Annotated in this window: 16 protein-coding genes; 8 read left to right on the top strand and 8 right to left on the bottom strand. The window is 68.0% G+C overall.

Annotation, left to right across the window (positions count from 1 at the left end; genetic code table 11):
- Positions 1–1,140: a UDP-4-amino-4-deoxy-L-arabinose aminotransferase gene (gene arnB, locus PKO50_RS25755; protein WP_109934212.1), complete on the bottom strand. Its 1,140-nt coding sequence runs from the start codon at positions 1,138–1,140 to the stop codon at positions 1–3.
- Positions 1,141–1,500: 360 nt separating this feature from the next.
- Between arnB and PKO50_RS25750 the strand changes: the two genes are divergently transcribed.
- The 4 genes from PKO50_RS25750 to PKO50_RS25735 all read left to right on the top strand — a co-directional run bounded on the left by PKO50_RS25750 (position 1,501) and on the right by PKO50_RS25735 (position 5,904).
- Entirely contained in the window at positions 1,501–3,528 is a 2,028-nt protein-coding gene (locus tag PKO50_RS25750; protein WP_275627620.1) for an aminotransferase class I/II-fold pyridoxal phosphate-dependent enzyme, read from the top strand.
- Between the two features lie 68 nt (positions 3,529–3,596).
- Positions 3,597–4,385, top strand: coding sequence for a transporter substrate-binding domain-containing protein (locus tag PKO50_RS25745; RefSeq protein WP_109934210.1), 789 nt, complete (start codon positions 3,597–3,599; stop codon positions 4,383–4,385).
- A 48-nt stretch (positions 4,386–4,433) separates the two neighbouring features.
- On the top strand, positions 4,434–5,144 hold the full coding sequence (locus tag PKO50_RS25740) for an ABC transporter permease subunit (protein ID WP_109934209.1): 711 nt from the start codon (positions 4,434–4,436) through the stop codon (positions 5,142–5,144).
- A gap of 10 nt (positions 5,145–5,154) precedes the next feature.
- Complete coding sequence (locus tag PKO50_RS25735; protein WP_109934208.1) at positions 5,155–5,904, top strand: ABC transporter permease subunit; 750 nt, start codon at positions 5,155–5,157, stop codon at positions 5,902–5,904.
- Here PKO50_RS25735 and PKO50_RS25730 read toward each other — a convergent pair.
- Complete coding sequence (locus tag PKO50_RS25730; protein WP_275627619.1) at positions 5,901–6,524, bottom strand: TetR family transcriptional regulator C-terminal domain-containing protein; 624 nt, start codon at positions 6,522–6,524, stop codon at positions 5,901–5,903. The genes PKO50_RS25735 and PKO50_RS25730 overlap by 4 nt on opposite strands.
- Before the next feature lie 103 nt (positions 6,525–6,627).
- Here PKO50_RS25730 and PKO50_RS25725 point away from each other — a divergent pair, with 103 nt between their 5' ends.
- Positions 6,628–7,641: a succinylglutamate desuccinylase/aspartoacylase family protein gene (locus PKO50_RS25725; RefSeq protein ID WP_275627618.1), complete on the top strand. Its 1,014-nt coding sequence runs from the start codon at positions 6,628–6,630 to the stop codon at positions 7,639–7,641.
- 100 nt (positions 7,642–7,741) lie between these two features.
- Here the strand turns inward: PKO50_RS25725 and PKO50_RS25720 are convergent, their stop codons facing one another.
- The 3 genes from PKO50_RS25720 to PKO50_RS25710 all read right to left on the bottom strand — a co-directional run bounded on the left by PKO50_RS25720 (position 7,742) and on the right by PKO50_RS25710 (position 11,363).
- Positions 7,742–8,185 carry a transposase gene (locus PKO50_RS25720; protein ID WP_275627617.1) on the bottom strand — a complete coding sequence of 148 codons (444 nt, stop codon included), beginning with the start codon at positions 8,183–8,185 and terminating at the stop codon, positions 7,742–7,744.
- 210 nt (positions 8,186–8,395) lie between these two features.
- Positions 8,396–9,979 carry a peptide chain release factor 3 gene (locus PKO50_RS25715; RefSeq protein ID WP_275627616.1) on the bottom strand — a complete coding sequence of 528 codons (1,584 nt, stop codon included), beginning with the start codon at positions 9,977–9,979 and terminating at the stop codon, positions 8,396–8,398.
- Between the two features lie 112 nt (positions 9,980–10,091).
- Entirely contained in the window at positions 10,092–11,363 is a 1,272-nt protein-coding gene (locus tag PKO50_RS25710; RefSeq protein WP_109932826.1) for a sodium:proton antiporter, read from the bottom strand.
- Between the two features lie 629 nt (positions 11,364–11,992).
- Between PKO50_RS25710 and PKO50_RS25705 the strand changes: the two genes are divergently transcribed.
- Positions 11,993–13,156 (top strand): type III PLP-dependent enzyme, encoded by a 1,164-nt coding sequence (locus PKO50_RS25705; RefSeq protein ID WP_109932828.1) that lies wholly within the window; start codon positions 11,993–11,995, stop codon positions 13,154–13,156.
- A gap of 431 nt (positions 13,157–13,587) precedes the next feature.
- On the opposite strand, the gene PKO50_RS25700 is transcribed toward PKO50_RS25705, so the two are convergent.
- From PKO50_RS25700 to PKO50_RS25690, 3 genes are all read right to left on the bottom strand, one after another.
- Positions 13,588–15,378, bottom strand: a complete 1,791-nt coding sequence (locus PKO50_RS25700; RefSeq protein ID WP_275627615.1) for a phosphoethanolamine transferase CptA — start codon at positions 15,376–15,378, stop codon at positions 13,588–13,590.
- Between the two features lie 115 nt (positions 15,379–15,493).
- On the bottom strand, positions 15,494–16,288 hold the full coding sequence (locus PKO50_RS25695) for a tetratricopeptide repeat protein (RefSeq protein ID WP_109932832.1): 795 nt from the start codon (positions 16,286–16,288) through the stop codon (positions 15,494–15,496).
- A gap of 1 nt (position 16,289) precedes the next feature.
- The gene (locus tag PKO50_RS25690; RefSeq protein WP_275627614.1) at positions 16,290–16,970 is read right to left on the bottom strand and encodes a Fe2+-dependent dioxygenase; all 681 of its coding nucleotides are present in this window, start codon (positions 16,968–16,970) and stop codon (positions 16,290–16,292) included.
- Between the two features lie 203 nt (positions 16,971–17,173).
- Between PKO50_RS25690 and PKO50_RS25685 the strand changes: the two genes are divergently transcribed.
- Both PKO50_RS25685 and PKO50_RS25680 read left to right on the top strand, forming a co-directional pair.
- Positions 17,174–19,423, top strand: a complete 2,250-nt coding sequence (locus PKO50_RS25685; protein ID WP_109932836.1) for a TonB-dependent siderophore receptor — start codon at positions 17,174–17,176, stop codon at positions 19,421–19,423.
- 89 nt (positions 19,424–19,512) lie between these two features.
- Complete coding sequence (locus PKO50_RS25680; RefSeq protein WP_256595813.1) at positions 19,513–22,056, top strand: sulfite reductase flavoprotein subunit alpha; 2,544 nt, start codon at positions 19,513–19,515, stop codon at positions 22,054–22,056.
- The last annotated feature ends 383 nt before the right edge of the window (positions 22,057–22,439 follow it).

Genomic DNA, 22,439 nt, shown 5'->3' with positions numbered 1-22,439 from the left:
TCACCGCAGAAGGGTTTCGCAGGCCCCGACCACGCGCGCCAGGTCGGCGTCGGTCATGTCGGGGAACAGCGGGATGGAACACAGGCGCGCCGAGTTCCATTCGGTGGCGGGCAGGCTGAGGCCGGGGAAGCGCTGGCGGTACCAGCTGTGCAGGTGGGTGCCGATGAAGTGGATGCCGCTGCCGATGCCGCGCTGCTGCAGGGCCTGCATGAAGGCGTCGCGATCGATGCCGCAGGCCTGCTCGTCGATGCGCAGGATGAACAGGTGCCAGGCGTGCCGCTGCGGGTAGCCGGGCACGGCCAGCGGCTGCACCGGCAGGTGCGCCAGGCGCTCCCGGTACTGTTCGGCCAGTTCGGCGCGGCGCGCGTTGAGGGCGTCCAGGCGCTGCAGCTGCACCAGGGCGATGGCGGCGTTGATGTCGGTGAGGTTGTACTTGAAGCCCGGCTCGGTCACCTGCGCCTGGGGCTTGCGGCCGTGGCTCAGGCGGTCATAGGCGTCCACCCCCAGGCCGTGGAACTTCAGGGTACGCACGCGGTTGGCCAGGGCCTCGTCGTCGCTGACGAACATCCCGCCTTCGGCGCAGGTCATGTTCTTGATCGCGTGGAAGGAGAAGATCGCCGTGCCGCGCGCGCCGACGTGGCGGCCGCGGTAGCGGGTGCCGGCGGCATGGGCGGCGTCCTCGATCACCGCGATGCCGTGTTTTTCGGCCAGCGCGTAGAGCGGGTCCAGGTCGAAGGCGGCGCCGGCGTAGTGCACCGGGACGATCGCCTTCGTGCGCGGGGTGATGGCCGCCTCGATGCGCGCGGCGTCGGTCATCAGGGTGTCGCGGTCGACGTCGACGAACACCGGGGTGGCGCCCAGCAGGCAGATCATGTTGGCGGTGGACACCCAGGTCTGCGACGGGGTGATCACCTCGTCGCCCGGGCCGATGCCCAGGGCCAGCAGGGCGATGTGCATGGCGCCGGTGGCCGAGGCCACGGCCACGGCGTGCCGGCAGCCGACGTAGTCGGCGAAGCGCTGCTCCAGCAGCTGGTTTTTCGGGCCGGTGGTGATCCAGCCGGAGCCGAGCACTTCATTGACGGCCTGGATTTCCTCGGCGCCGATGCTGGGCCGGGAGAAGGGGAGGAAGGGGTTGTCCATGCACTTCACGGGGTGGTGGCGATTGTCAGGGGTCATGCTCGCCGAGCAATCGTTAAGAACCCGTTATGGGCATGTTCGAAAAATGTCGCGGCGCCACCCGCACCCTCGCGGGGCAGGGTGAACGGGACCGCGCGGGCCGCTTCGGGCGCTCCGCCAGGCTCGTCGGTGCCTGCCGCGCCAGGCGCCGGAACGGGGCCTGGAGGGAGCGGCCGCTCTATTCCGGGGCAAATTGAACGATCGCTCGATTTGGCCGGAAAACACTGTTGAACACTCGTTCATTCGTGGTTATGGTGATGCCACGCCCCGCGGCCCGGCAGCGTTGCAGCCGCGGGTTCTCCGTCATTCGGGTGAGGTCCGTGCATGCGTTATTCGTCGCTTGTGGACAGGATGGTCGGGCCGGGCGCAGCCGCCTGGGATATCCACTACGCCGCCGTGGCGGCGCAACGCGCCGGGGAGGATGCGATCGTCCTCAGCGTCGGCGATCCGGACTTCGCCACGCCGGCCTTCATCACCGACGCCGCGGTGGCCGCGCTGCAGGCCGGCGACACCCACTACAGCGACGTGGCCGGGCGCCCGGAACTGCGCCAGGCCATCGCCGACCTGTACCGGCGACGCTTCGACCTGCCGCTGGGCGCGGACAACGTCATCGTCCTCGCCGGCGCGCAGAACGCCCTGTTCGCCGCCGCCCTGTGCCTGCTGGAGGCCGGCGACGAAGTCATCGTCTTCGACCCGGTCTACGTCACCTACGAAGCCACCCTCAAGGCCACCGGCGCGAAGCTGGTGGCGGTGCCGACCCCCGCCGACAACGGCTTCCGCCTCGACGCCGCGGCCCTGGAGGCGGCCATCACCCCGCGCACCCGGGCGATCTTCTTCGCCAACCCGAACAACCCCACCGGCGTGGTCATGCGCCCCGACGAGCTGCGCGCCATCGCCGCCGTCGCCGAGCGCCACGACCTCTGGGTGGTGGTGGACGAGGTGTACGAGGCGCTGACCTTCGAGCAGCCGCACCAGAGCTTCGCCGCGCTGCCGGGCATGGCCGCGCGCACCCTGAGCCTGGGCAGCCTGTCCAAGTCCCACGCCATGACCGGCTGGCGCGCCGGCTGGATAGTCGCCGAGCCGACGCTGGTGACGCACATCGAGAACCTGGCGCTGAACATGCTCTACGGCCTGCCCGGTTTCGTGCAGGAGGCCGCGCTGGCAGCGGTGCGGCAGCACGACCAGGTGGCCGCCGGAATGCGCGAGGTCTACCGCCGCCGCCGCGACCTGGTCGTGCAGCGCCTGGCGCGCAGCCCGCGGTTGAAGGTGCTGAGCCCCGAGGCCGGGATGTTCGTGATGGTCGACGTGCGCGGTACCGGCCTGAGCTCCCTGGACTTCGCCTGGCAGCTGTTCCGCGCCCGCGGCGTGTCGGTGCTCGACGCCGCCGCCTTCGGCCCCCAGGCCGACGGCTTCGTGCGGCTGTCCTTCACCCTGGCCGACGAGACCCTGGCCGAGGCCTGCGAGCGCATCCTCGCCTTCGTCGAATCCCTGCCCGTGGTATCCCCTGTAGGAGCGAGCTTGCTCGCGAACCGCACGGCAGAGGGTTCGCGAGCAAGCTCGCTCCTACAAGAGCCGGTCGTCTCGAAACCCGTGATCGAAGTCCGCGACCTGCACAAGCGCTTCGGCCAGTTCGAGGTGCTCAAGGGCGTGTCGCTGTCGGCCCGCGAGGGCGGCGTGGTGTCGCTGATCGGCGCCAGCGGCTCGGGCAAGAGCACCCTGCTGCGCTGCATCAACATGCTGGAGGTGCCCAACGCCGGCAGCGTCAGCGTCGACGGCGAGACCATCCGCCTCGACCACGACCGCCACGGCGAGCCGCGGGTGGCCGACCAGAAGCAGCTGACGCGCATCCGCTCGCGGCTGGGCATGGTGTTCCAGAACTTCAACCTGTGGCCGCACCGCACGGTGCTGGAAAACCTGATGGAGGCGCCGACCTTCGTCCTCCACGAGAACAAGGCCGAGGCCCGCGAACGCGCCGAGGCGCTGCTGGCGCGGGTGGGCCTGGCGGAGAAGCGCAACGAATACCCGGCCTTCCTCTCCGGCGGCCAGCAGCAGCGCGTGGCCATCGCCCGCGCCCTGGCGGTGCGGCCGAAGGTGATGCTGTTCGACGAGCCGACCTCGGCGCTGGACCCGGAGCTGGTCGGCGAGGTGCTGCGGGTGATCCGCTCGCTGGCCGAGGAGGGCCGCACCATGATCCTGGTGACCCACGAGATGGCCTTCGCCCGTGACGTCTCCAGCCACGTGGCCTTCCTCCACCAGGGCCTGATCGAGGAGGAGGGCACCCCCGAGGAGGTCTTCGCGCGGCCGCGCAGCGAGCGCTGCCGGCAGTTCGTCAACGCGCACCAGAATCGCTGAACCGGCCGCGGCGCGGCCACCTGACAAGCTTCTAGCACGACAAACCACAAGAAAGCGGAAGGGGCATCATGAACAGACAGGGTCTTTGCGGTTGGTTGGCGGGTGCGGCATTGCTGGCGGCGGGCATGGCCAGCGCGCAGGCGGAGACATTGCGCTTCGCCCTGGCGGCGGAGCCCTACCCGCCGTTCTCGGTGAAGCAGCCGGACGGCAGCTGGAGCGGCTTCGAGCCGGACCTGATCCACAAGGTCTGCGCGCAGATGCAGGCGCAGTGCGAGATCGACGAAGTGGCCTGGGACGGCATCATCCCGGCGCTGCTGGCGAAGAAGGTCGACGTGATCTTCAACTCCCTGTCCATCACCGAGGAGCGCGAGAAGCAGATCGCCTTCAGCGTGCCCTACTACGACACCCCGGTGGCGGTGGCCGCGCCGGCCGCCAGCGACATAGTCGTCAGCCCCGAGGGGCTGAAGGGCAAGGTGATCGGCGTGCAGATCTCCACCGTCAGCTCCAACTACCTGAAGAAGTACTACGAGAAGATCGCCGACGTGCGCTACTACGACACCCAGGACTCGGTGAACGCCGACCTGGTGGCCGGGCGCATCGACCTGATGATGGCCGACGGCATCGCCGTGAACACCTTCCTCAAGTCGCCCGATGCCCAGGCGGCGGGCATCGTCAGCAAGGGCGAGGTGCCCCACGACCCGCTGTTCGGCCGCGGCGTGGGCGCCGGCCTGCGCAAGGACGACACGGCGCTGAAGGCGAAGCTGGACGTGGCCATCGGCAAGCTGCTGGCCAGCGACGACTACAAGGCGCTGTCGGACAAGTACTTCGGCCTGAGCGTCGCGCCCAAGCAGCCGTGATGAACCGGCGCCGCCCGGCGGGCGGCGCCGCGCTTCGAGGACATCGCCATGCAATCCTATCTCGACCTCGTCGGCTTCGGCGCCCAGGGCTGGGGGCCGGCGCTGCTGCGCGGGCTGCTGGTCACCCTGCAGATTTCCTTCGGCGCCTTCCTGGTCGGCATGCTCATCGGCCTGGGCGCCGCCAGCGCCAAGCTCAGCGGCCCGCGCCCGCTGGCCGCCACCGCCCGCGGCTACACCACCCTGTGCCGGGCGGTGCCGGAGTTGCTGCTGATCCTGCTGCTGTACTACGTCGGCTCCATGGGCCTGAACCAGTTGTTCGCCTGGCTCGGCTACGGTGACGTCAAGCTCAATGGCACCGTGGTCGCCATCGCCGTGCTCGGCCTGGTGCAGGGGGCCTACGCCTCGGAAATCTTCCGCGGCGCCATCCAGGCCATCCCCTACGGCCAGATCGAGGCGGCGCGGGCCTACGGCATGCACGGCTTCGGCCTGTTCCGCCGGGTCACCCTGCCGATCATGGCGCCCAACGCCCTGGCCGGCATGGCCAACCTGTGGGTCAACCTGATCAAGGACAGCGCGCTGATCAGCGTGGTGGGCACCAACGAGCTGCTCTACACCGCCAAGCAGGCGGCCGGCTCGACGCGCAGCTACCTGACCTTCTACCTCACCGCGGCGGCGCTGTACTACCTGCTCACGGTGCTCTCCAACCTGTTCTCCGGCTGGCTCGAGCGGCGCTTCCGCCGCTGGATACCGGCGGTGTGAGGGGCGCGCGATGAGCGATCACTGGATATTCACCTACGGCAGCCTGCTGCTGCGCGGCCTGGGCACCACCCTGTCGCTGCTGCTGGTCAGCGCCGTGCTCGGCTTCGCCCTGGCGCTGCTGGTGGCGCTGGCGCGGATGTCGCGCAACCTGTTCGTGGCCAAGGCCAGCCTGGCCTTCACCAGCGTCATCCGCGGCACGCCGCTGCTGGTGCAGATCTACACCTGCTACTACGGCCTGGGCAGCCTGTTCGCCACCTACCCGCCGATCCGCAGCAGCTTCCTCTGGCCATACCTGCGCGACGGCTACTGGTACATCGTGCTGGCGCTGGTGCTGTCGGTGGGGGCCTACGTCGGCGAGGTGGTGCGCGGTGGCCTCAGGGCCGTGCCGCGCGGCGAGCTGGAAGCCGCCGCGGCCTTTGGCATGCACCGCCGCCTGGTGCTCTACCGCGTGTGGCTGCCGCGGGCCATCCGCCTGCTGCTGCCGACCCTGGCCGGGGAGACGGTGCTGCTGCTGAAGTCCACCGCGCTGGCCTCGACCATCGCCGTGGTCGACCTGCTCGGCGCGGCCAACGTGGTGCGCGCGCAGACCTTCCAGGTGTACCAACCGCTGCTGCTGGTGGCGGCCATCTACGTGTGCCTGACGTTCATCATCGAGGGCCTGTTCAACCTGCTGGAGGGGGCCACCCCGGTGCGCCGCGAGTCCACCGCGCCGCGCTCGCGCGCCGGCTTCCTGTTCTGGCGGCGCAAGGCGAAGGCCTAGGCGTAGGCGCCGCGGCGCAGGCCTTCGACCCAGTGGCGGCTGAGCTGCAGGCCGTCCTCGGCGCTGAAGGTGGTGGGGTTCAGGCACCACTCCAGCCACAGGCCGTCGAGCATGGCCGACAGGCCGATGGAGGCCAGGCGCGGGTTGGCGATGGCGAAGTCCTCGCTGCGCGCCAGGTCGGTGATGAGGGTTTCCAGCAGTTGCAGGTAGGCGCGGTAGCCGCGCTCGTGGGCGTCGTTGACCGGCGTGGAGTGGCGGATGAGGCTCCAGAACACCACCCAGGGGCTGAGCAGGTCGGGGTCGAGCACGCCGGGCGAGAAGGAGCCGACCAGGAAGGCGTCCAGGCGCGCGGCGGGGTCGATGCCGGCAGCGGCGACGCTCTCGCGCAGCGACTGGGTGACCTCGGCGGCGAGGGTCTCGTAGGCCTGGGCCACCAGCGCCTCGATGCTGCCGAAGTGGTGGTTGACCAGGCCGACGGCCACCCCCGCCTCCCTGGCGATGCGCCGCACCGAGATGCCGGCGTGGCCATCGGCGACCAGGCACTTGAGGCAGGCGCGCACCAGGTCGTCGCGGCGTTCCTCGGGCGTGGCGCGGCGGGCTTTCTGGCGGGGGCTGTCCACGCGGGGAGTTCCTTGTGCGGGGCGCCGGGGCGCGGTGGGTGGAATCGATACTAGGGGGCGCCGGGCAAGTTTGCCACGCCCCGCGACGAGGGAGGAGGCAAGCATGATCGAAGACGTATCGCTGCGGGTGACGGGGGATTCCGGCGCGCCGCTGCCGGTGCCGGCCTGGCGCATCGACGGCGGCCGGCCGGGGCCGCGGGTGCACCTGCAGGCCGGGGTGCACGCCGACGAGATCGCCGGCATGCTGGTACTGCACCAGCTGCTGCCGCGGCTGCGCCAGGCGGTGGAGCAGGGCCGGCTCAACGGCAGCGTGACCCTGGTGCCCCAGGCCAACCCCTTCGGCAGCGGCCAGTTCCGCCAGGGGCGCATCCTCGGCCGCCATCACGAAGCGACGGCGCGCAACTTCAACCGCGGCTTCCCGGCCTCGGCGAAAGCCACGGGCACTGTGGATAACCTCACCGACTGGCAACGCCAGCTGGCCGCCCTGGCGGCGCCGGCGGACATAGTGCTGGACCTGCACACCGACGACGAGGCGCTGCAGTACCTCTACGTCCACGAGCGCCTGTGGCCGGCGGCACGGGACCTGGCCGCGGCGCTGCGCGCCGAGCTGGCGATCATCTGGGAAGGCGACAGCGACGGCGCCTTCGAGGAAGTGGTGATCGAACCCTGGCTGGCCGAGGGCCGCCTCGACGGGCGCCTGGTGACCACGGTGGAGCTACGCGGGCAGGGCGACGTCAGCGATGCGCTGGCGCAGCAGGATGCCGATGGGCTGTGGGCCTTCCTCTGTGGGCGTGGGGTGATCGACGACGCGGTGGCGTTGCCGGCCTGGAAGGGCGTTGCAGTGCCCATGGGCTTCATGGAAACGGTGTTCGCCCCGGTGGCCGGGGTACTGGTGTTCGAGCGCGAGCTGGGCGAGGTGGTGCAGGCGGGCGAACGCTTCGCCCGCATCATCGCAAGGCCGGGGGACGCGGAGAGTGAAGTGGTGCTGCGGGCGCCGCAGAGCGGCCTGTTCGTCACCCGCTATCGCGACCGGCTGATCCCGCGCGGGGCGATAGCGGCGAAGTTCACCGGCTCGGCGCCGTCGTCCACCTGGAGTTCCGGTGCGTTGGATCCGTGACGCGACACCGCTTTTCGTAGGAGCGAGCTTGCTCGCGAACCAGCCCTGCTGCGGAATCTGTTCGCGAGCAAGCTCGCTCCTACGAAGAGCACCTGCGGCATCACAGCCAGACGGCATTCCAGAAGGGGTAGTCGGCGACGCGTTTCACCAGGCCGGCCCGTAGTGGATTGGCGATGATGTAGCGGGTGACGGCCTTGAGGTCTTCTTCGCGCCGCAGTGCCCGGTCGTGGTAGCCGGATTGCCAGGCTTTTCCTGTTCGTCGCGAGGCTGCATTGATGGCGATAGCCGTTCGTGATTTGAAGCGTCGCATCGCGCGTTCCAGGCTCTCTTCCTGAAGCTGGAGCAGCCAATGGAGGTGATCCGGCATTAGAACCCAGGCCAGAGTCCTTAACTCCTCGGCATGGTGGATTTGCCGACAGACCTGGCAGGCGGTCGCCCAGTCCTCGAAGAGACGCTCGCGATGGGGAGTGACCGTTGTGACCAGGTAAATCTGACCGGGTATGGAATGACGGCCCTTGCGCAGGTCCTTTCCGTGGAAGCCCATGGGGTGCTCCATGCTTGGGTGACGCTGGGAGCATGGCAGGGAGAGGTATCGGATTTATCCGGGAAGGGCGGTGTGTGGGGCGGTTCGCGAGCAAGCTCGCTCCTACAGGTCGGGCGTGGCACCTGCTTTTCGTAGGAGCGAGCTTGCTCGCGAACCCGCCTCAAACAAAAACGCCCGCACGAGGGCGGGCGTTTTCGCAAGGCACCGAACTCAGTGGTGCTCGCGGGTGGCGCGGAATTTGATGTCCGGCCAGCGCTCTTCCATCAGGCTCAGGTTGACGCGGGTGGGGGCCAGGTAGGTGAGGTGGCCGCCGCCGTCCACGGAGAGGTTCTCGAAGGCCTTGTCCTTGAACTCCTTGAGCTTCTTCTCGTCCTTGCACTCGATCCAGCGGGCCGACCAGACGTTGATGTTCTCGTAGGCGCACTCGACCTTGTATTCCTCCTTCAGGCGGCTGGCGACCACGTCGAACTGCAGCACGCCCACGGCGCCGAGGATGATGTCGTTGTTGCGCTCGGGGAAGAACACCTGGGTGGCGCCTTCCTCGGCCAGTTCCTGCAGGCCCTGGCGCAGCTGCTTGGATTTCAGCGGGTCCTTCAGACGCACGCGGCGGAACAGTTCCGGGGCGAAGTGCGGGATGCCGGTGAAGCCCAGGTTCTCACCCTCGGTGAAGGTGTCGCCGATCTGGATGGTGCCGTGGTTGTGCAGGCCGATGATGTCGCCGGCGAAGGCTTCCTCCAGCTGCTCGCGCTCGCTGGAGAAGAAGGTCAGGGCGTCGGCGATCTTCACGTCCTTGCCCAGGCGCACGTGGCGCATCTTCATGCCCTTCTCGTACTTGCCCGAGCAGATGCGCATGAAGGCGATGCGGTCGCGGTGCTTGGGGTCCATGTTCGCCTGGATCTTGAACACGAAACCGGAGAACTTCTCTTCGGTGGGCCGTACCTCGCGCTCGTGGGTGGCGCGCGGCAGCGGCTGCGGGGCCCAGTCGACGATGCAGTCGAGCACCTGGTCGACGCCGAAGTTGCCCAGCGCGGTACCGAAGAACACCGGGGTCATCTCGCCCTTGAGGAAGGCGTCCTTGTCGAACTCGTGGCAGGCGCCCTGCACCAGTTCCAGTTCCTCGAGGAAGTTCTCGTAGAGGTCGCCCAGGTGCGCGCGGGCCTCGTCGGAGTCCAGCTTGTCGATGACCTGGGTTTCGATGCGCTCGTGGCCGTGGCCGGGGACGTAGACGATGATCTTGTCCTGGGCCAGGTGGTAGACGCCCTTGAAGTCCTTGTAGCAGCCGATCGGCCAGGTGATGGGCGCGGCCTTGATCTTCAGCACCGCCTCGATCTCGTCGAGCAGCTCGATGGGGTCGCGGATGTCGCGGTCGAGCTTGTTGATGAAGCTGACGATGGGCGTGTCGCGCAGGCGGCAGACTTCCATCAGGGCGATGGTCCGCGGTTCCACGCCCTTGCCGCCGTCCAGCACCATCAGCGCCGAGTCCACCGCGGTCAGGGTGCGGTAGGTGTCTTCGGAGAAGTCTTCGTGGCCGGGGGTGTCGAGCAGGTTGATCATGTGCTCGCGGTAGGGGAACTGCATCACCGAGGTGGTGATGGAGATGCCGCGCTGCTTCTCCATTTCCATCCAGTCGGAGGTCGCGTGGCGGTCGGACTTGCGCGACTTCACGGTACCGGCGACGGCGATGGCCTTGCCCATCAGCAGCAGCTTCTCGGTGATGGTGGTCTTGCCTGCGTCGGGGTGGGAGATGATCGCGAAGGTGCGGCGCTTGGCGACTTCGGCGGCCTGGATGGTCATGGGTGCGTGCCTGCTGGATTCGGTGACGGCGGGCACGGACGGCCCGGAAAAGCGCGGGATTATAACCCAAAGCCTTGCGTCGCCAGCACCCGCGGCGACGCAAGGCCGGACTTCAATGCTCGTCCGCCGCCGGGCGTGCCTCGCCACGGTAGATGGCGCGCACCAGCGGGCCGATGGACAGGCCCTGGAGCAGGATGGACACCAGCACCACCACGTAGGTCAGGCTGAGGATCAGGTCGCGCTGCTCGCCCAGCGGCAGCGACAGCGCCAGGGCCACCGAGACGCCGCCGCGCAGGCCGCCCCAGACCAGGATGCGGATGGTCCCGCGCGGCACCTGGCGGCCGCCGGCCTCGGTCTGGCGCAGCACCAGGATGGCCGGGGCCACGGTGAGCAGGCGCGAGACCAGCACCGCGCCGCCGAGGACGAAGGCGGCCACCACGTGCAGCCAGTTGAACGGCAGCAGGAGCAGCTCCAGGCCGATCAGGGCGAACAGCAGGGCGTTGAGGATCTCGTCGATCAGCTCCCAGAACTTGTCGACGTAGCGCCGCGTCTCGTCGGACATGGCGTACTGGCGGACGTGGTTGCCGATGATCAGCCCGGCCACCACCATGGCGATCGGCGCCGACACGTGCAGGCGCGCGGCCAGGGCGGCGCCGCCGATGACCAGGGCGAGGGTCAGCATCACCTCCACCTGGTACTGGTCGATGCCGCGCATCATCAGGAACACCCCGTAGCCCAGGGCCGCGCCGAACAGCACGCCGCCCACGGCCTCCTGCAGGAACAGCCAGGTGGTGGCCGAGACGGTGGGCGCCTCGCCGGCCTGGAGGATGCCGAAGAGGATGGTGAACACCACCACCGCGGTGCCGTCGTTGAACAGCGACTCGCCGACGATGGTGGTGGCCAGCGGCTTGGGCGCGCCGGCCGAGCGCAGGATGCCGAGCACGGCGATGGGGTCGGTGGGCGAGATGAGCGCGCCGAACAGCAGGCAGTAGATGAAGTCCACGTGCCAGCCGAACAGGGCGAAGGTGTAGTAGGCCAGGTAGCCGATCACCGTGGTGGCGATCAGCACGCCGAAGGTGGCCAGCAGGCCGATGGGCCACTTGTAGTTGCGCAGGTCGCCCAGGTTCACGTGCAGGGCGCCGGCGAACAGCAGCGCGGGCAGGAACCAGGTCATCAGCACTTCGGAGAAGTCGATGCGGCGGATGATCTGCTGCATCTCCACCTCCAGCACCGGGTAGCCGGCCATCGACAGGCCCTGGGCGATGAGCGAGAACACCAGCGCCGTGGCCATCACGCCGATGGTCGGCGGCAGCCGCACGAAGCGGTAGTTCACGTAGGTGAGCAGGGTGGTGAGCGTGATGAACGCCGCGGCGAGGTCGAGCATGATGCAGGTACTCCTTGGCAAGGCAAGTGGGCCGGCCCCAGTGACCTATCCCTGGGTCGGGGGCACGCGGAAAAGGAACCGGATGATAACCGGATACGGCGGGCGTGTTGGCGAACGCCGAGGTTTTGTCCGACAGGGGCGGGGAGTATGGGTTCCTCCCATGGTGGGGGTTTCCGAGGCTGGTGCGCGAACTTTCTCCAACGCAAGGTGCGTGGCGACGCTTCGGCTGAACCCCCGCCGTTGTCCCCGGTCTGTCAAAAAGAAGGGGGATGATCGGATCGATCCGAAAGTGCGTCCGATACCCCTGGAAACCCCGTGCTGTGCGGTATTCCGTGCATTTTGTCGAGTATCTAGAACAGTCAACCGGCCAGGCGACAAAGGGATTCGGGAAAGCGGCAATTTCTGGTTGAACTCGCGGACTTCAGGTCCTAAAGTTCGCGCCCGAACGTCCATGCTGGAAACGATCCATCCGGCTCAAGTACTGACGACGAGAGATCGCAGGTCGCGGACCGCGGTCGCGATACTCGGCGACATGCCTTGGGAAGTAGGCGAACCAAAGTGGGGAAACGGATTAGACGTTCAGCTTCACCCCTACGTATCCATGTGTTTTGCCATTGGGAGTCCCAACCATGTCCATCAAGGTCGAGGATTACTTCGCCCCTGAAACCTTCCAGCGCATGAAGGCATTCGCCGACAAGCAGGAAACCCCCTTCGTCGTCATCGACAAGCAGACCATCGCCAACGCCTACGACCAGCTGACCCATTGCTTCCCGTTCGCCAAGGTGTACTACGCGGTCAAGGCCAACCCGGCCACCGAGATCACCGAGTTGCTGCGCGACAAGGGCTCGAACTTCGACATCGCCTCGATCTACGAGCTGGACAAGGTGATGAAGACCGGCGTGGGCCCGGAGCGCATCAGCTACGGCAACACCATCAAGAAAGCCAAGGACATCCGCTACTTCTACGAGAAGGGCGTGCGCCTGTTCGCCACCGACTCCGAGGCCGACCTGCGCAACATCGCCAAGGCCGCGCCGGGCTCCAGGGTCTACGTGCGCATCCTCACCGAGGGTTCGACCACCGCCGACTGGCCGCTGTCGCGCAAGTTCGGCTGCCAGACCGACATGGCCATGGACCTGCTGATCCTCGCCCGCCAGCTGGGCCTGGTGCCCTACGGCATCTCCTTCCACGTCGGCTCGCAGCAGCGCGACATCTCGGTGTGGGACGCGGCCATCGCCAAGGTCAAGGTGATCTTCGAGCGCCTGAAGGAAGAAGACGGCATCGAGCTGAAGATGATCAACATGGGCGGCGGCTTCCCGGCCAACTACATCGCCAAGACCAACGACCTGGAAACCTACGCCGAGGAAATCATCCGCTTCCTCAAGGAAGATTTCGGCGATGACCTGCCGGAGATCATCCTCGAGCCGGGCCGCTCGCTGATCGCCAACGCCGGCATCCTGGTCAGCGAAGTGGTGCTGGTGGCGCGCAAGTCGCGCACCGCGGTGGAGCGCTGGGTGTACGCCGACGTGGGCAAGTTCTCCGGCCTGATCGAAACCATGGACGAGTCGATCAAGTTCCCCATCTGGACCGAGAAGAAGGGCGAGATGGAGGAAGTGGTGATCGCCGGCCCGACCTGCGACAGCGCCGACATCATGTACGAGCACTACAAGTACGGCCTGCCGCTGAACCTGGCCGCCGGCGACCGCCTGTACTGGCTGTCCACCGGTGCCTACACCACCAGCTACAGTGCGGTGGAATTCAACGGCTTCCCGCCGCTGAAGGCCTTCTACATCTAAGCCGTAGCTGGACCGAAGAAACCCCGCCGATGCGGGGTTTTTTCTTTTGTCCCGGCCAATGCCTTCCCGACTGCGCCGAGGGGCTTTTCGTAGGATGGGTTGAGCTTGCGAAACCCATGCGGTGGTGATGATGGGTATCGCTTCGCTCAACCCATCCTACGGGCGTAGTGTTCGCCGGAGGTGTAGGCGCGGCTTTTCGTAGGAGCGAGCTTGCTCGCGAACCGGGCTGGCACGGTGCCGGAGGGTTGGTTCGCGAGCAAGCTCGCTCCTACGAAGAGCACCTCGGCGCAGCCTACAGTTCCAGGAAGGCACGGGCGTAGGACCCTGTCCGCGATAGCCGGACGTATCGGCGTGATTCGTGGATTGCCCCAACACCGTGCCCATGTAGGAGCGCGCCCTGCGCGCGATTCGCGGGCAGGGCCCGCGCGGCCTCAACCCTCGTTGGCCTGGCGCACCTGGGCGGTGGCCGGTGCCTTGCCGGCCCTGGCGATCTGCTGGTCGCCCGTGGCGTTCTCCAGCGGCAGCTTGTCGAACTCGTGCAGGCCGTTCTTCGCGTAGGGGTCGCCGATCCAGCGCGGCGCCGCGACGAACTCGGGACTGACCAGGCTCTTGCCCGGCTCGTAGCCGTCGTAGTTCAGGCCGGCCAGGTCGGACAGGGTGTGGATCAGGTGCGAACTGCTGTAGGGCCTTCCGCTCATCGCCTGCAGGTCGCGCGGGTGGGCCTGCTGCCAGCTCGGCGAGGTCCAGAGCAGGAAGGGGATGGTATACATCGGCCGCGTCGGGTCGCCCTCGTTGCGCCCCAGGCGGTCGTGCTTGCCGGAGCTGAAGACCTCCTCGCCATGGTCGGAGAGGTACACCAGGAAGCCGTTCGCTTCGCTGGCGGCGTAGCGCTTGATCAGGTTGGCGACCACGAAGTCGTTGTGCAGCACCGCGTTGTCGTAGGCGTTGTAGGTGTCCGCCTGGTCGTCGGAGAGCCCGGCCGGCACGCCCTGGCGGTCCTTGAAGCGGGCCGAGGCCTCGGGATAGCGGTAGCGGTAGTCCATGTGCGTGCCCAGCAGGTGCACCACGATGAGCTTCTTCGGCGCCGGGTCCCTGAGCACCTGCTCGAAGGGCGTGAAGACCACGTCGTCGTACTGGCGGGCGTTCTGGTTGCGCTGGTTGTTCAGGTAGAACTGCTCGTCCGTCTGCTGCGAGAAGGTGGTGAGCATGGTGTTGCGCTTGGTCATGGTCTGCTGGTTGGTGATCCAGAACGTCTTGTAGCCGGCCTGTTTCATCAGGTTGATCAGCGACGGGTCGGTGAGGAAGCGGTCCGGGTGCTGCTCGTCGCCGAAGGTGAGGATCTGCTGCATCACCTCGATGGTGTAGGGGCGCGGCGAGACCACGTCCCTGAACACCGTGAGGTTGCGGTCGGCGGCGGCCAGGGCGTCGAGGTTCGGCGTAGTCGGCCGGTCGTAGCCGTACAGGTGCATGTGTTCGCGGGTGGTGGATTCGCCCAGCACCAGCACCAGGGTGCGCGGCGCCTCGCCGCTGCCGTCCCGCAGGTTCTTCAGCGGCGGCAGGGCGGCGTTGCGGTCGAGCAGCTTCTGCATGTTGTCCAGCTGCTGGCGGTACTGCGCATAGCCCACGGCCAATTGCCAGGGCACCGCCGGCTCCATGCGCTGCTGCACCTTCTCCAGGGCCTCGGCGAAGCTGCGGTCCTGGGTGACCATCTGCTTGTAGAAGGGGTACGCCAGGTTCGCCGCCACCAGCAGCATGGCCAGGGCCACCCGGGCCGGCGCCGGCATGCGCAGCGGGCGCACGCGTCGCCACAGCAGCACCGCCACCGCCGTGTAGAGCAGCAGGGCCAGGCACAGCCAGGTGCTGAAGTACTGGCTGAAGTACTCGCTGGCCTCGGCCGTGTTCGATTCGAACATGACGAAGATGACGCTCTGCGAGAACTCCTGGTGGTAGATGCCGAAGTAGCTCAGGCCGACCAGCGAGGCCGCCCACAGCACCAGGCCGATCAGCGCCGCCAGGCCACGGGTGAAGCGCGGCAGCAGCAGGGCCGGGGCCAGCCACAGGCTGCTGAGGAAGAAGGCGTCGCGGAAGCCGGCGAAGCCGGTGGTGCCGCTGAACAGGATCAGCGCCTGGGTGACGCCGGAGAAGTACCAGAAGAACAGCAGCAGCCAGCCCAGGCCGGCCCAGTCCACCTTGCGGGGGGAGGGGTTGGTTGCAGTCGACACGCTTGCCTCGTCTTGCAGAAGCCGCCCGTCCGGGGCGGTCAGTTGGGCAGCGAGCCTAGCGGGATGCGTGTGAAGAGCAGGGCAAGGGTGTGTGAAGAAAACGTCAAGAGAGCGCTCACAGGCGCTTGAGGGCCGCAGCGAAGAGGTCGGCGTCGGCCGTCTCGCCGATTTCCGCGGCGCGTCGGTAGTAGGCCAGGGCCAGGCTGCGCAGCTCCGGCTGCGGCGCCCGCTCCAGCTGCTCGCGGGCCACCCGCAGGAAGTTCAGGTTGCCGCCTTCCAGGGCGCGCAGCAGCCAGTAGCGCGCGTCTTCCACCTCGCCTTGCTCGGCCTGCGCCGCGGCGTGGCTGAACTGGCCGCGGAAGTCGCCGGCGACGGCCGAGCGACGGTACCACTCGCGGGCCAGCTCGGGGTTGCGCGGCACGCACAGGCCTTCCTCGTGATGGCGGCCGACCAGGTTCATCGACTTGGCGTGGCCGAGGTCGGCGGCGCGCCGGTACAGCGCCAGGGCATGGGCCGCATCGCGCGGCACGCCGCGGCCGGTGGCCAGCAGGTTGGCCAGGTTGTACAGGCCCCAGTCGAGATCCACGGCCGCCGCGCGGGCATAGTGTTCGGCCGCTTCGGCGGGGTCGGCGGGCACGCCCCAGCCGTGCTCCAGGCAGCGCCCGAGCATGTTGCGGGCCATGGCGTGGCCGCGTTCGGCGGCGATGCGGAACCAGGTCACCGCCAGCGCCGGGTCGCGCTCGATGCCCTGGCCGTCGAGGAGGATCTGCCCGAGCAGCGCCTGGGCCTCGACATCGTCCTGGCGCGCGGCTTCGAGGATGGCCGCCGCGGCCTGGCGCGGGTCGCTGGCCAGGCGGGCGCGCAGCTGCTCCACCGAGAGCTCTTCGCGCCGGCGCAGGAGGAACGCCATGTCAGACCTCGACCCAGCGCCGCAGCAGGTTGTGGTAGGTGCCGGTCAGCTCGACCAGGGCCGGGTGCTCCGGCACGTCGCGGGTGAGCTTCTGGATCGCCTGGTCCATCTGGAACAGCAGGGCGCGCTGGCTGTCCTCGCGCACCAGGCTCTGGGTCCAGAAGAACGAGGCCAGGCGCGCGCCGCGGGTCACCGGCTCGACCTTGTGCAGGCTGGTGCCGGGGTACAGCACCAGGTCGCCGGCCGGCAGCTTCACGCGCTGCTCGCCGTAGGTGTCCTGGATCACCAGCTCGCCGCCGTCGTAGTCCTCGGGGTCGCTGAAGAACAGCGTGGAGGAGACGTCGGTACGCACCCGCTCGCGGCCGTTGTGCACGTCGCGCACGGCGTTGTCGATGTGGAAGTCGAAGCTGCCGCCGCCGGTGTAGCAGTTGAACAGCGGCGGGAACACCTTGTGCGGCAGGGCGGCGGACATGAACAGCGGGTTCTGCCACAGGCGCTGGAGCATGGCCTCGGCGATCTCGCGGGCCAGCGGGTGGTCCTGGGCCAGCTGCAGGTTGTGCTTGGCCCTGGCCGACTGGTAGCCGGCGGTGACCTTGCCGTCGCCCCACTCGGCCTGTTCCAGGGCGGTACGGATGCGTGTCACCTCGTCGCGGGTGAACAGGCCGGGAATGTGCAGCAGCATGGCGGGGCTCGGTCAAATGAAAATCCGACGCCGATGATAGACATTTGCATTTGCAGCGTATAGCGGAGGTGGCGAACGGTCGCACGGGGCAAATGTAAATGTTGTAAATAAAGTGCGTCTGATAATATTTACTAATTGATACAGATTCTCGTTTTGCACTAGATTTCGCGGCCTTCAGCAAGTCCCTGGGGAGGGAACTTTCGATGTCGCGTCAAACTGTCGAAGCCACCAGCGCTCCGCGCCTGCTGGTCTCCGCCGTCGGTGTGGCCATCACCGCCATGTCCGGCAGCCACTTCGCCCAGGCGGCGGAATCCACCGAGAAGAAGCCCGCGCAGGATGTGCTGTCGCTGGATGCCGACACCGTCGTCGGCCAGCCGGGCGAGGAAACCTACAACGTCCAGCAATCGGCCTCGCAGAAGTACACCGCGCCGCTGCTCGAGACGCCCAAGACCGTCACCGTGATCCCGCAGCAGGTGATCAAGGACACCGGCGCCCTGACCCTGGTGGATGCCCTGCGCACCACCCCCGGCATCACCTTCGGCGCCGGCGAGGGCGGCAACCCGGCGGGCGACCGTCCGTTCATCCGTGGCTTCAACGCCGAGAGCGACACCTTCCTGGACGGCATGCGCGACGTCGCCTCGCAGACCCGCGAGGTGTTCAACATCGAGCAGATCGAGGTCAGCAAGGGCCCGGGCTCGGCCTACACCGGCGCCGGCTCCACCGGCGGCAGCCTGAACCTGGTCAGCAAGACCGCCAAGCTGCAGGACTTCAACGACGCCAGCTTCACCTACGGTTCCGACCAGACCCACCGCACCACCCTGGACGTCAACCACACCCTGGGCGACAACGCGGCCTTCCGCCTGAACCTGATGAAGCACGAGGCCAACGTCGCCGGCCGCGACGACGTCAGCGTCAGCCGCTGGGGCGTGGCGCCGACCGTCACCTTCGGCTTCAACACCCCGACCCGCGCGACCCTCTCGTACTACCACCTGGATACCGACGACATCCCGGACTACGGCCTGCCGCTGACCAACGTCGACCGCAGCAAGCACAACCCGAGCAAGCCGGCATCGGTCGACCGCGACAACTTCTACGGCCTGACCCACCGCGACTACCGCCAGAGCACCACCGACAGCGGCACCTTCCGCATCGAGCACGACCTCAACGACGACCTGACGCTGTCCAACAGCTTCCGCATGGTCCGCACCACCCTCGACTACGTGGTCAGCAACCCCGACGACAGCCGCGGCAACGTCGCCAACGGCTACGTCTATCGCTCGTCGAAGAACCGCAACTCCACCTCCAAGGGCTGGGTCAACCAGACCGACCTGAAGGCCAGCTTCGACACCGGCTTCATCAAGCACAGCCTGGTGACCGGCCTGGAGTTCAGCTACGAGGACGTGCACAACCGCCCCTACGTGGTGAACCCGGGGGCGCCGGGCAACACCTGCAACGCCGCCCTGCTGGCCAGCGGCGACTGCACCAGCCTGGCCAACCCGACGCCCAAGGACCCCTGGACCGGCAGCATCGTCGACAGCCAGGCCTATACCGACACCGATACCAAGACCTCGGCCGCCTACGTGTTCGACACCCTCAAGCTCAACGAGCAGTGGGACCTGAACCTGGGCCTGCGCTACGACGACTTCGACACCGAGTCCAGCGGCTACAGCACCGGCGGCCGTGGCGCGGCGCCGGGCAACTTCAAGCGCGAGAGCAACACCCACTTCTGGAACTACCAGACCGGCCTGGTCTACAAGCCGCTGCCCAACGGCAGCATCTACCTGGCCTGGTCCACCTCCAGCAACCCCAGCGGCGAGACCGCAGGCGAAGGCGGCCAGGAAGTCAGCGCGGCCAACACCAGCCTGGACCCGGAACGCAACCGCAACCTGGAACTGGGCACCAAGTGGGACTTCTTCGACGAGGCGCTGTCGCTGAACGCCGCGGTGTTCCGCACCGACAAGACCAACGCCCGCGTCGCCGACCCGGACAACAGCTCCTTCCAGGTGCTCGACGGTGAACAGCGCGTGCAGGGCGTGGAGCTGGGCTTCAGCGGCCAACTGATGCCCAAGTGGAAGGTCTTCGGCGGCTACACCTACCTGGACAGCGAGATCCGCAAGTCGAGCACCAAGTCCGACGAAGGCAACCGCATGCCGCAGGTGGCTCCGAACAACTTCACCCTGTGGACCACCTACGAGCTGCTCCAGGACCTGACCATCGGCGGCGGCACCACCTACGTGGACAAGCAGTTCGGCAACACTGCCAACTCGACCTACATCCCGTCCTACTGGCGCTACGACGCCATGGCCAGCTACAAGCTGAGCAAGAACGTCGACCTGCAGCTGAACGTGCAGAACCTGACCGACAAGCGTTACTTCGACCAGGTCTACAGCACCCACATGGCCCACGTGGCCCCGGGCCGCACCGCGCTGCTGGGGGTGAACCTGCACTTCTGATCGCACGGCCTTCCGTGCACCCCGCCCGTTGCTCCTTCGGGCGGGGTTTTCTATGTTTGGCGCCCCGCGCCTGAGGTGAGAGCAAGGTGTTGAAGAAAGTCTGGTTCCAGCTGCATTGGTTCTTCGGCATAAGCGCCGGCCTGGTGTTGGCCCTGATGGGCGTGACCGGGGCGACCCTGTCGTTCCAGGACGAACTGCTGCGCGCCTTCAACCCTGCCAGCCTGACCGTGCAGAAGCAGCCCGGCGGCACCCTGGCGCTGGACGAGCTGGTGCAGCGGGTGGAAGCCGCCGAACCGGGCAAGAAGGTCTCCTTCGTCTGGGTCACGGTGGACGGCGACGAGGCCGGCCGTATCTTCTACACCCCGCCGCCGGGCCAGCGCCGCGGCGAGTCGCGCTACGTCGACCCCTACACCGCAGCCTTCCTGCCGGCGCCGTCCGGGGAAGGCTTCTTCATGTTCGTCATGCAGCTGCACCGCTTCCTGGCCCTGGGCGAGTTCGGCAAGCAGGTGACCGCGGCCTGCACCCTGATCCTCATCTATTTCTGCCTCTCCGGCCTGTACCTGCGCTGGCCGCGCAAGCTGCTCAGCTGGCGCGCCTGGCTGGCCCTGGACTGGCGCAAGAAGGGCCGCGCCTTCAACTGGGACCTGCACGCGGTGGCCGGCACCTGGTGCCTGGCCTTCTACCTGCTGGCCTCGCTGACCGGCCTGTACTGGTCCTACGACTGGTACCGCGGCGCGCTGTTCAAGCTGCTCGACGACGCCCCGGCCGGCCAGCAGCGCCAGGGCGGCCGCGGTGGCCGTGGCGGCGAAGCGCCCAAGGGGCCGCCGCTGGAAGTGGACTACAGCGCCCTCTGGAACACCCTGCGCAGCACCGCCGGCCCCGGCCTTGCGGCCTACAACCTGCGCCTGCCGCCGGTGGGCGGGCAGCCGGCCATGGTGTTCTACCGCCTGGACGACGCCGCCCACGAACGCGCCTTCAACGAAATGCGCATCGAGCCGAAGAGCGGCCGCCTGCTGGGCGACAGCCGCTATGCCGACAGCAGCTTCGGCAAGCAGCTGCTGACCAGCGTCTATGCCCTGCACGTGGGCAGCTACTTCGGCATGCCCGGGCGCATCCTGATGATGCTGGCGAGCCTGGCCATGCCGCTGTTCTTCGTCACCGGCTGGCTGCTCTACCTCGACCGCCGGCGCAAGAAGAAGGCCGCCCAGGCCGCCCGCGCCGGGCTGGGTGACGCCAGTGGCGGCGACGCCTGGCTGGTGGGCTACGCCAGCCAGAGCGGCTTCGCCGAACAACTGGCCTGGCAGAGCGCCGGGCAGCTGCAGGCCGCGGGCCTGGCGGTGCGCGTGGAACCCCTGGCGCGCCTGGACCGCCAGCAACTGGAACAGACGCGCAATGCGCTCTTCGTGGTCAGCACCTTCGGCGACGGCGAGGCCCCGGACAGCGCCCGCGGCTTCGAGCGCAAGCTGCTCGGCGAAGCCGCCGGCCTCGGCCAGCTGCGCTTCGCCATGCTCGCCCTGGGCGACCGCCAGTACCAGGCCTTCTGCGGCTTCGCCCGGCGCTTGCAGGGCTGGCTGCAAGGGCAGGGCGCGCAGCCGCTGTTCGACGGCGTGGAAGTGGACAACGGCGACGCCGCGGCCCTGCGCGACTGGCAACAGCGCCTGGCGCAACTGACCGGCACGGCCGCGCCGGCGCCCTTCGCCGCTGCGCAGTTCGAGCTGTGGAGCCTGGCCGCCCGCGAGCACCTGAACCCCGGCAGCCAGGGCCAGTCCACCTGGCTGCTGCGCCTGCAACCGCCGGCCGGCAGCGCCGCCGACTGGCGCGCCGGCGACCTGGTGGAAATCCTCCCGCAGCATCCCCGCGAGCGCGTGCTGGCTTGGCTGGCGCGCCTGGGCCTGGACGGCCAGGCCCGCGTCGAGGTCGAGGGCGGCAGCGTGGCCCTGGCCGATGCCCTGGCCGGGCGCGAACTGCCGGTTTCCCACGGCCATCTGGTCGGCCTGCACCCGCAAGCCGTGCTGGATGCCTTGGTGCCGCTGGCAGCGCGGGAATACTCCATCGCCTCGCTGCCCAGCGACGGCGCCCTGGAGCTGATCGTGCGCCAGGAACGCCACCCCGACGGCAGCCTGGGCGTGGGCTCCGGCTGGCTCACCGAATACCTGCAGCCGGGCGCCGGCCTGGCCCTGCGCCTGCGCCGCAACGCCGGCTTCCACCTGCCGGAGGACGACCGCCCGCTGCTGCTGATAGGCAACGGCACTGGCCTGGCCGGCCTGCGTTCGCTACTGCGCGCCAGCATCGGCGCCGGCCGCCGGCGCAACTGGCTGCTGTTCGGCGAACGCAACCGCGAGCACGACTTCTACTGCCGCGAAGAGCTGGAGGACTACCTGCTCAGCGGCGAACTGCAGCGCCTGGACGTGGCCTTCTCCCGCGACCAGGCGGAAAAGGTCTACGTGCAGGACGTGCTGCGCGAACGCACCGTGGAATTGACGCAGTGGCTGGAAGAGGGCGCCGCCATCTACGTATGCGGCAGCCTGGAAGGCATGGCCGGCGGCGTGGACGCGGTGCTGCGCGAAGCGCTGGGCGACCTGGCGGTGGAGGCGTTGCTGGAGGAGGGGCGCTATCGGCGGGATGTTTATTAGGGCGGCAGGCTGCAGGCTACAGGCGGCAGGCAAGAGCGAAGGGGCGGGCCCGGAATCATCCCCCGAAAACCGTGGCCGCCCGCACCGTAGGGCGCATAACGCCTACGGCGTTATCCGCCGAGGCCGTCGGGCACCGGCGTTCCGGCCAACGGCGGATAACCGCGAACGGTTATTCGCCCTACGGTCGAGCACGGACGTAGGACTTTGTCCGCGATAACCGGAGGTTCCGGCGCGATTCGCGGATGAGATCCTACATCACCGGCTGGCAGCGATTTTCGTAGGAGCGAGCATCTCGGCACGGCCTGCAAGACAGTTGCTCCTACGCCATCCCACCCGCGCGATTCGCGGATTGGTACCCAGGTGCCGCTGCGCTCTTGCCTGTC

The organism is Pseudomonas sp. 273 (assembly GCF_029201425.1).
Classification (GTDB): domain Bacteria; phylum Pseudomonadota; class Gammaproteobacteria; order Pseudomonadales; family Pseudomonadaceae; genus Pseudomonas; species Pseudomonas delhiensis.
The sequence above is the reverse complement of the archived record's forward strand: the minus strand, read 5'-3'. Positions and strand labels throughout refer to the sequence as shown.

Excerpts from the sequence above, each read along its gene's own strand:
- PKO50_RS25750 (WP_275627620.1), top strand. The coding sequence starts at position 1,501 with ATGCGTTATTCGTCGCTTGTGGACAGGATGGTCGGGCCGGGCGCAGCC.
- PKO50_RS25690 (WP_275627614.1), bottom strand. The coding sequence starts at position 16,970 with ATGCTGCTGCACATTCCCGGCCTGTTCACCCGCGACGAGGTGACACGC.
- PKO50_RS25745 (WP_109934210.1), top strand. The coding sequence starts at position 3,597 with ATGAACAGACAGGGTCTTTGCGGTTGGTTGGCGGGTGCGGCATTGCTG.
- PKO50_RS25720 (WP_275627617.1), bottom strand. The coding sequence starts at position 8,185 with ATGGGCTTCCACGGAAAGGACCTGCGCAAGGGCCGTCATTCCATACCC.
- PKO50_RS25735 (WP_109934208.1), top strand. The coding sequence starts at position 5,155 with ATGAGCGATCACTGGATATTCACCTACGGCAGCCTGCTGCTGCGCGGC.
- PKO50_RS25715 (WP_275627616.1), bottom strand. The coding sequence starts at position 9,979 with ATGACCATCCAGGCCGCCGAAGTCGCCAAGCGCCGCACCTTCGCGATC.
- PKO50_RS25695 (WP_109932832.1), bottom strand. The coding sequence starts at position 16,288 with ATGGCGTTCCTCCTGCGCCGGCGCGAAGAGCTCTCGGTGGAGCAGCTG.
- PKO50_RS25725 (WP_275627618.1), top strand. The coding sequence starts at position 6,628 with ATGATCGAAGACGTATCGCTGCGGGTGACGGGGGATTCCGGCGCGCCG.
- arnB (WP_109934212.1), bottom strand. The coding sequence starts at position 1,140 with ATGGACAACCCCTTCCTCCCCTTCTCCCGGCCCAGCATCGGCGCCGAG.
- PKO50_RS25740 (WP_109934209.1), top strand. The coding sequence starts at position 4,434 with ATGCAATCCTATCTCGACCTCGTCGGCTTCGGCGCCCAGGGCTGGGGG.
- PKO50_RS25710 (WP_109932826.1), bottom strand. The coding sequence starts at position 11,363 with ATGCTCGACCTCGCCGCGGCGTTCATCACGCTCACCACCCTGCTCACC.
- PKO50_RS25705 (WP_109932828.1), top strand. The coding sequence starts at position 11,993 with ATGTCCATCAAGGTCGAGGATTACTTCGCCCCTGAAACCTTCCAGCGC.
- PKO50_RS25685 (WP_109932836.1), top strand. The coding sequence starts at position 17,174 with ATGTCGCGTCAAACTGTCGAAGCCACCAGCGCTCCGCGCCTGCTGGTC.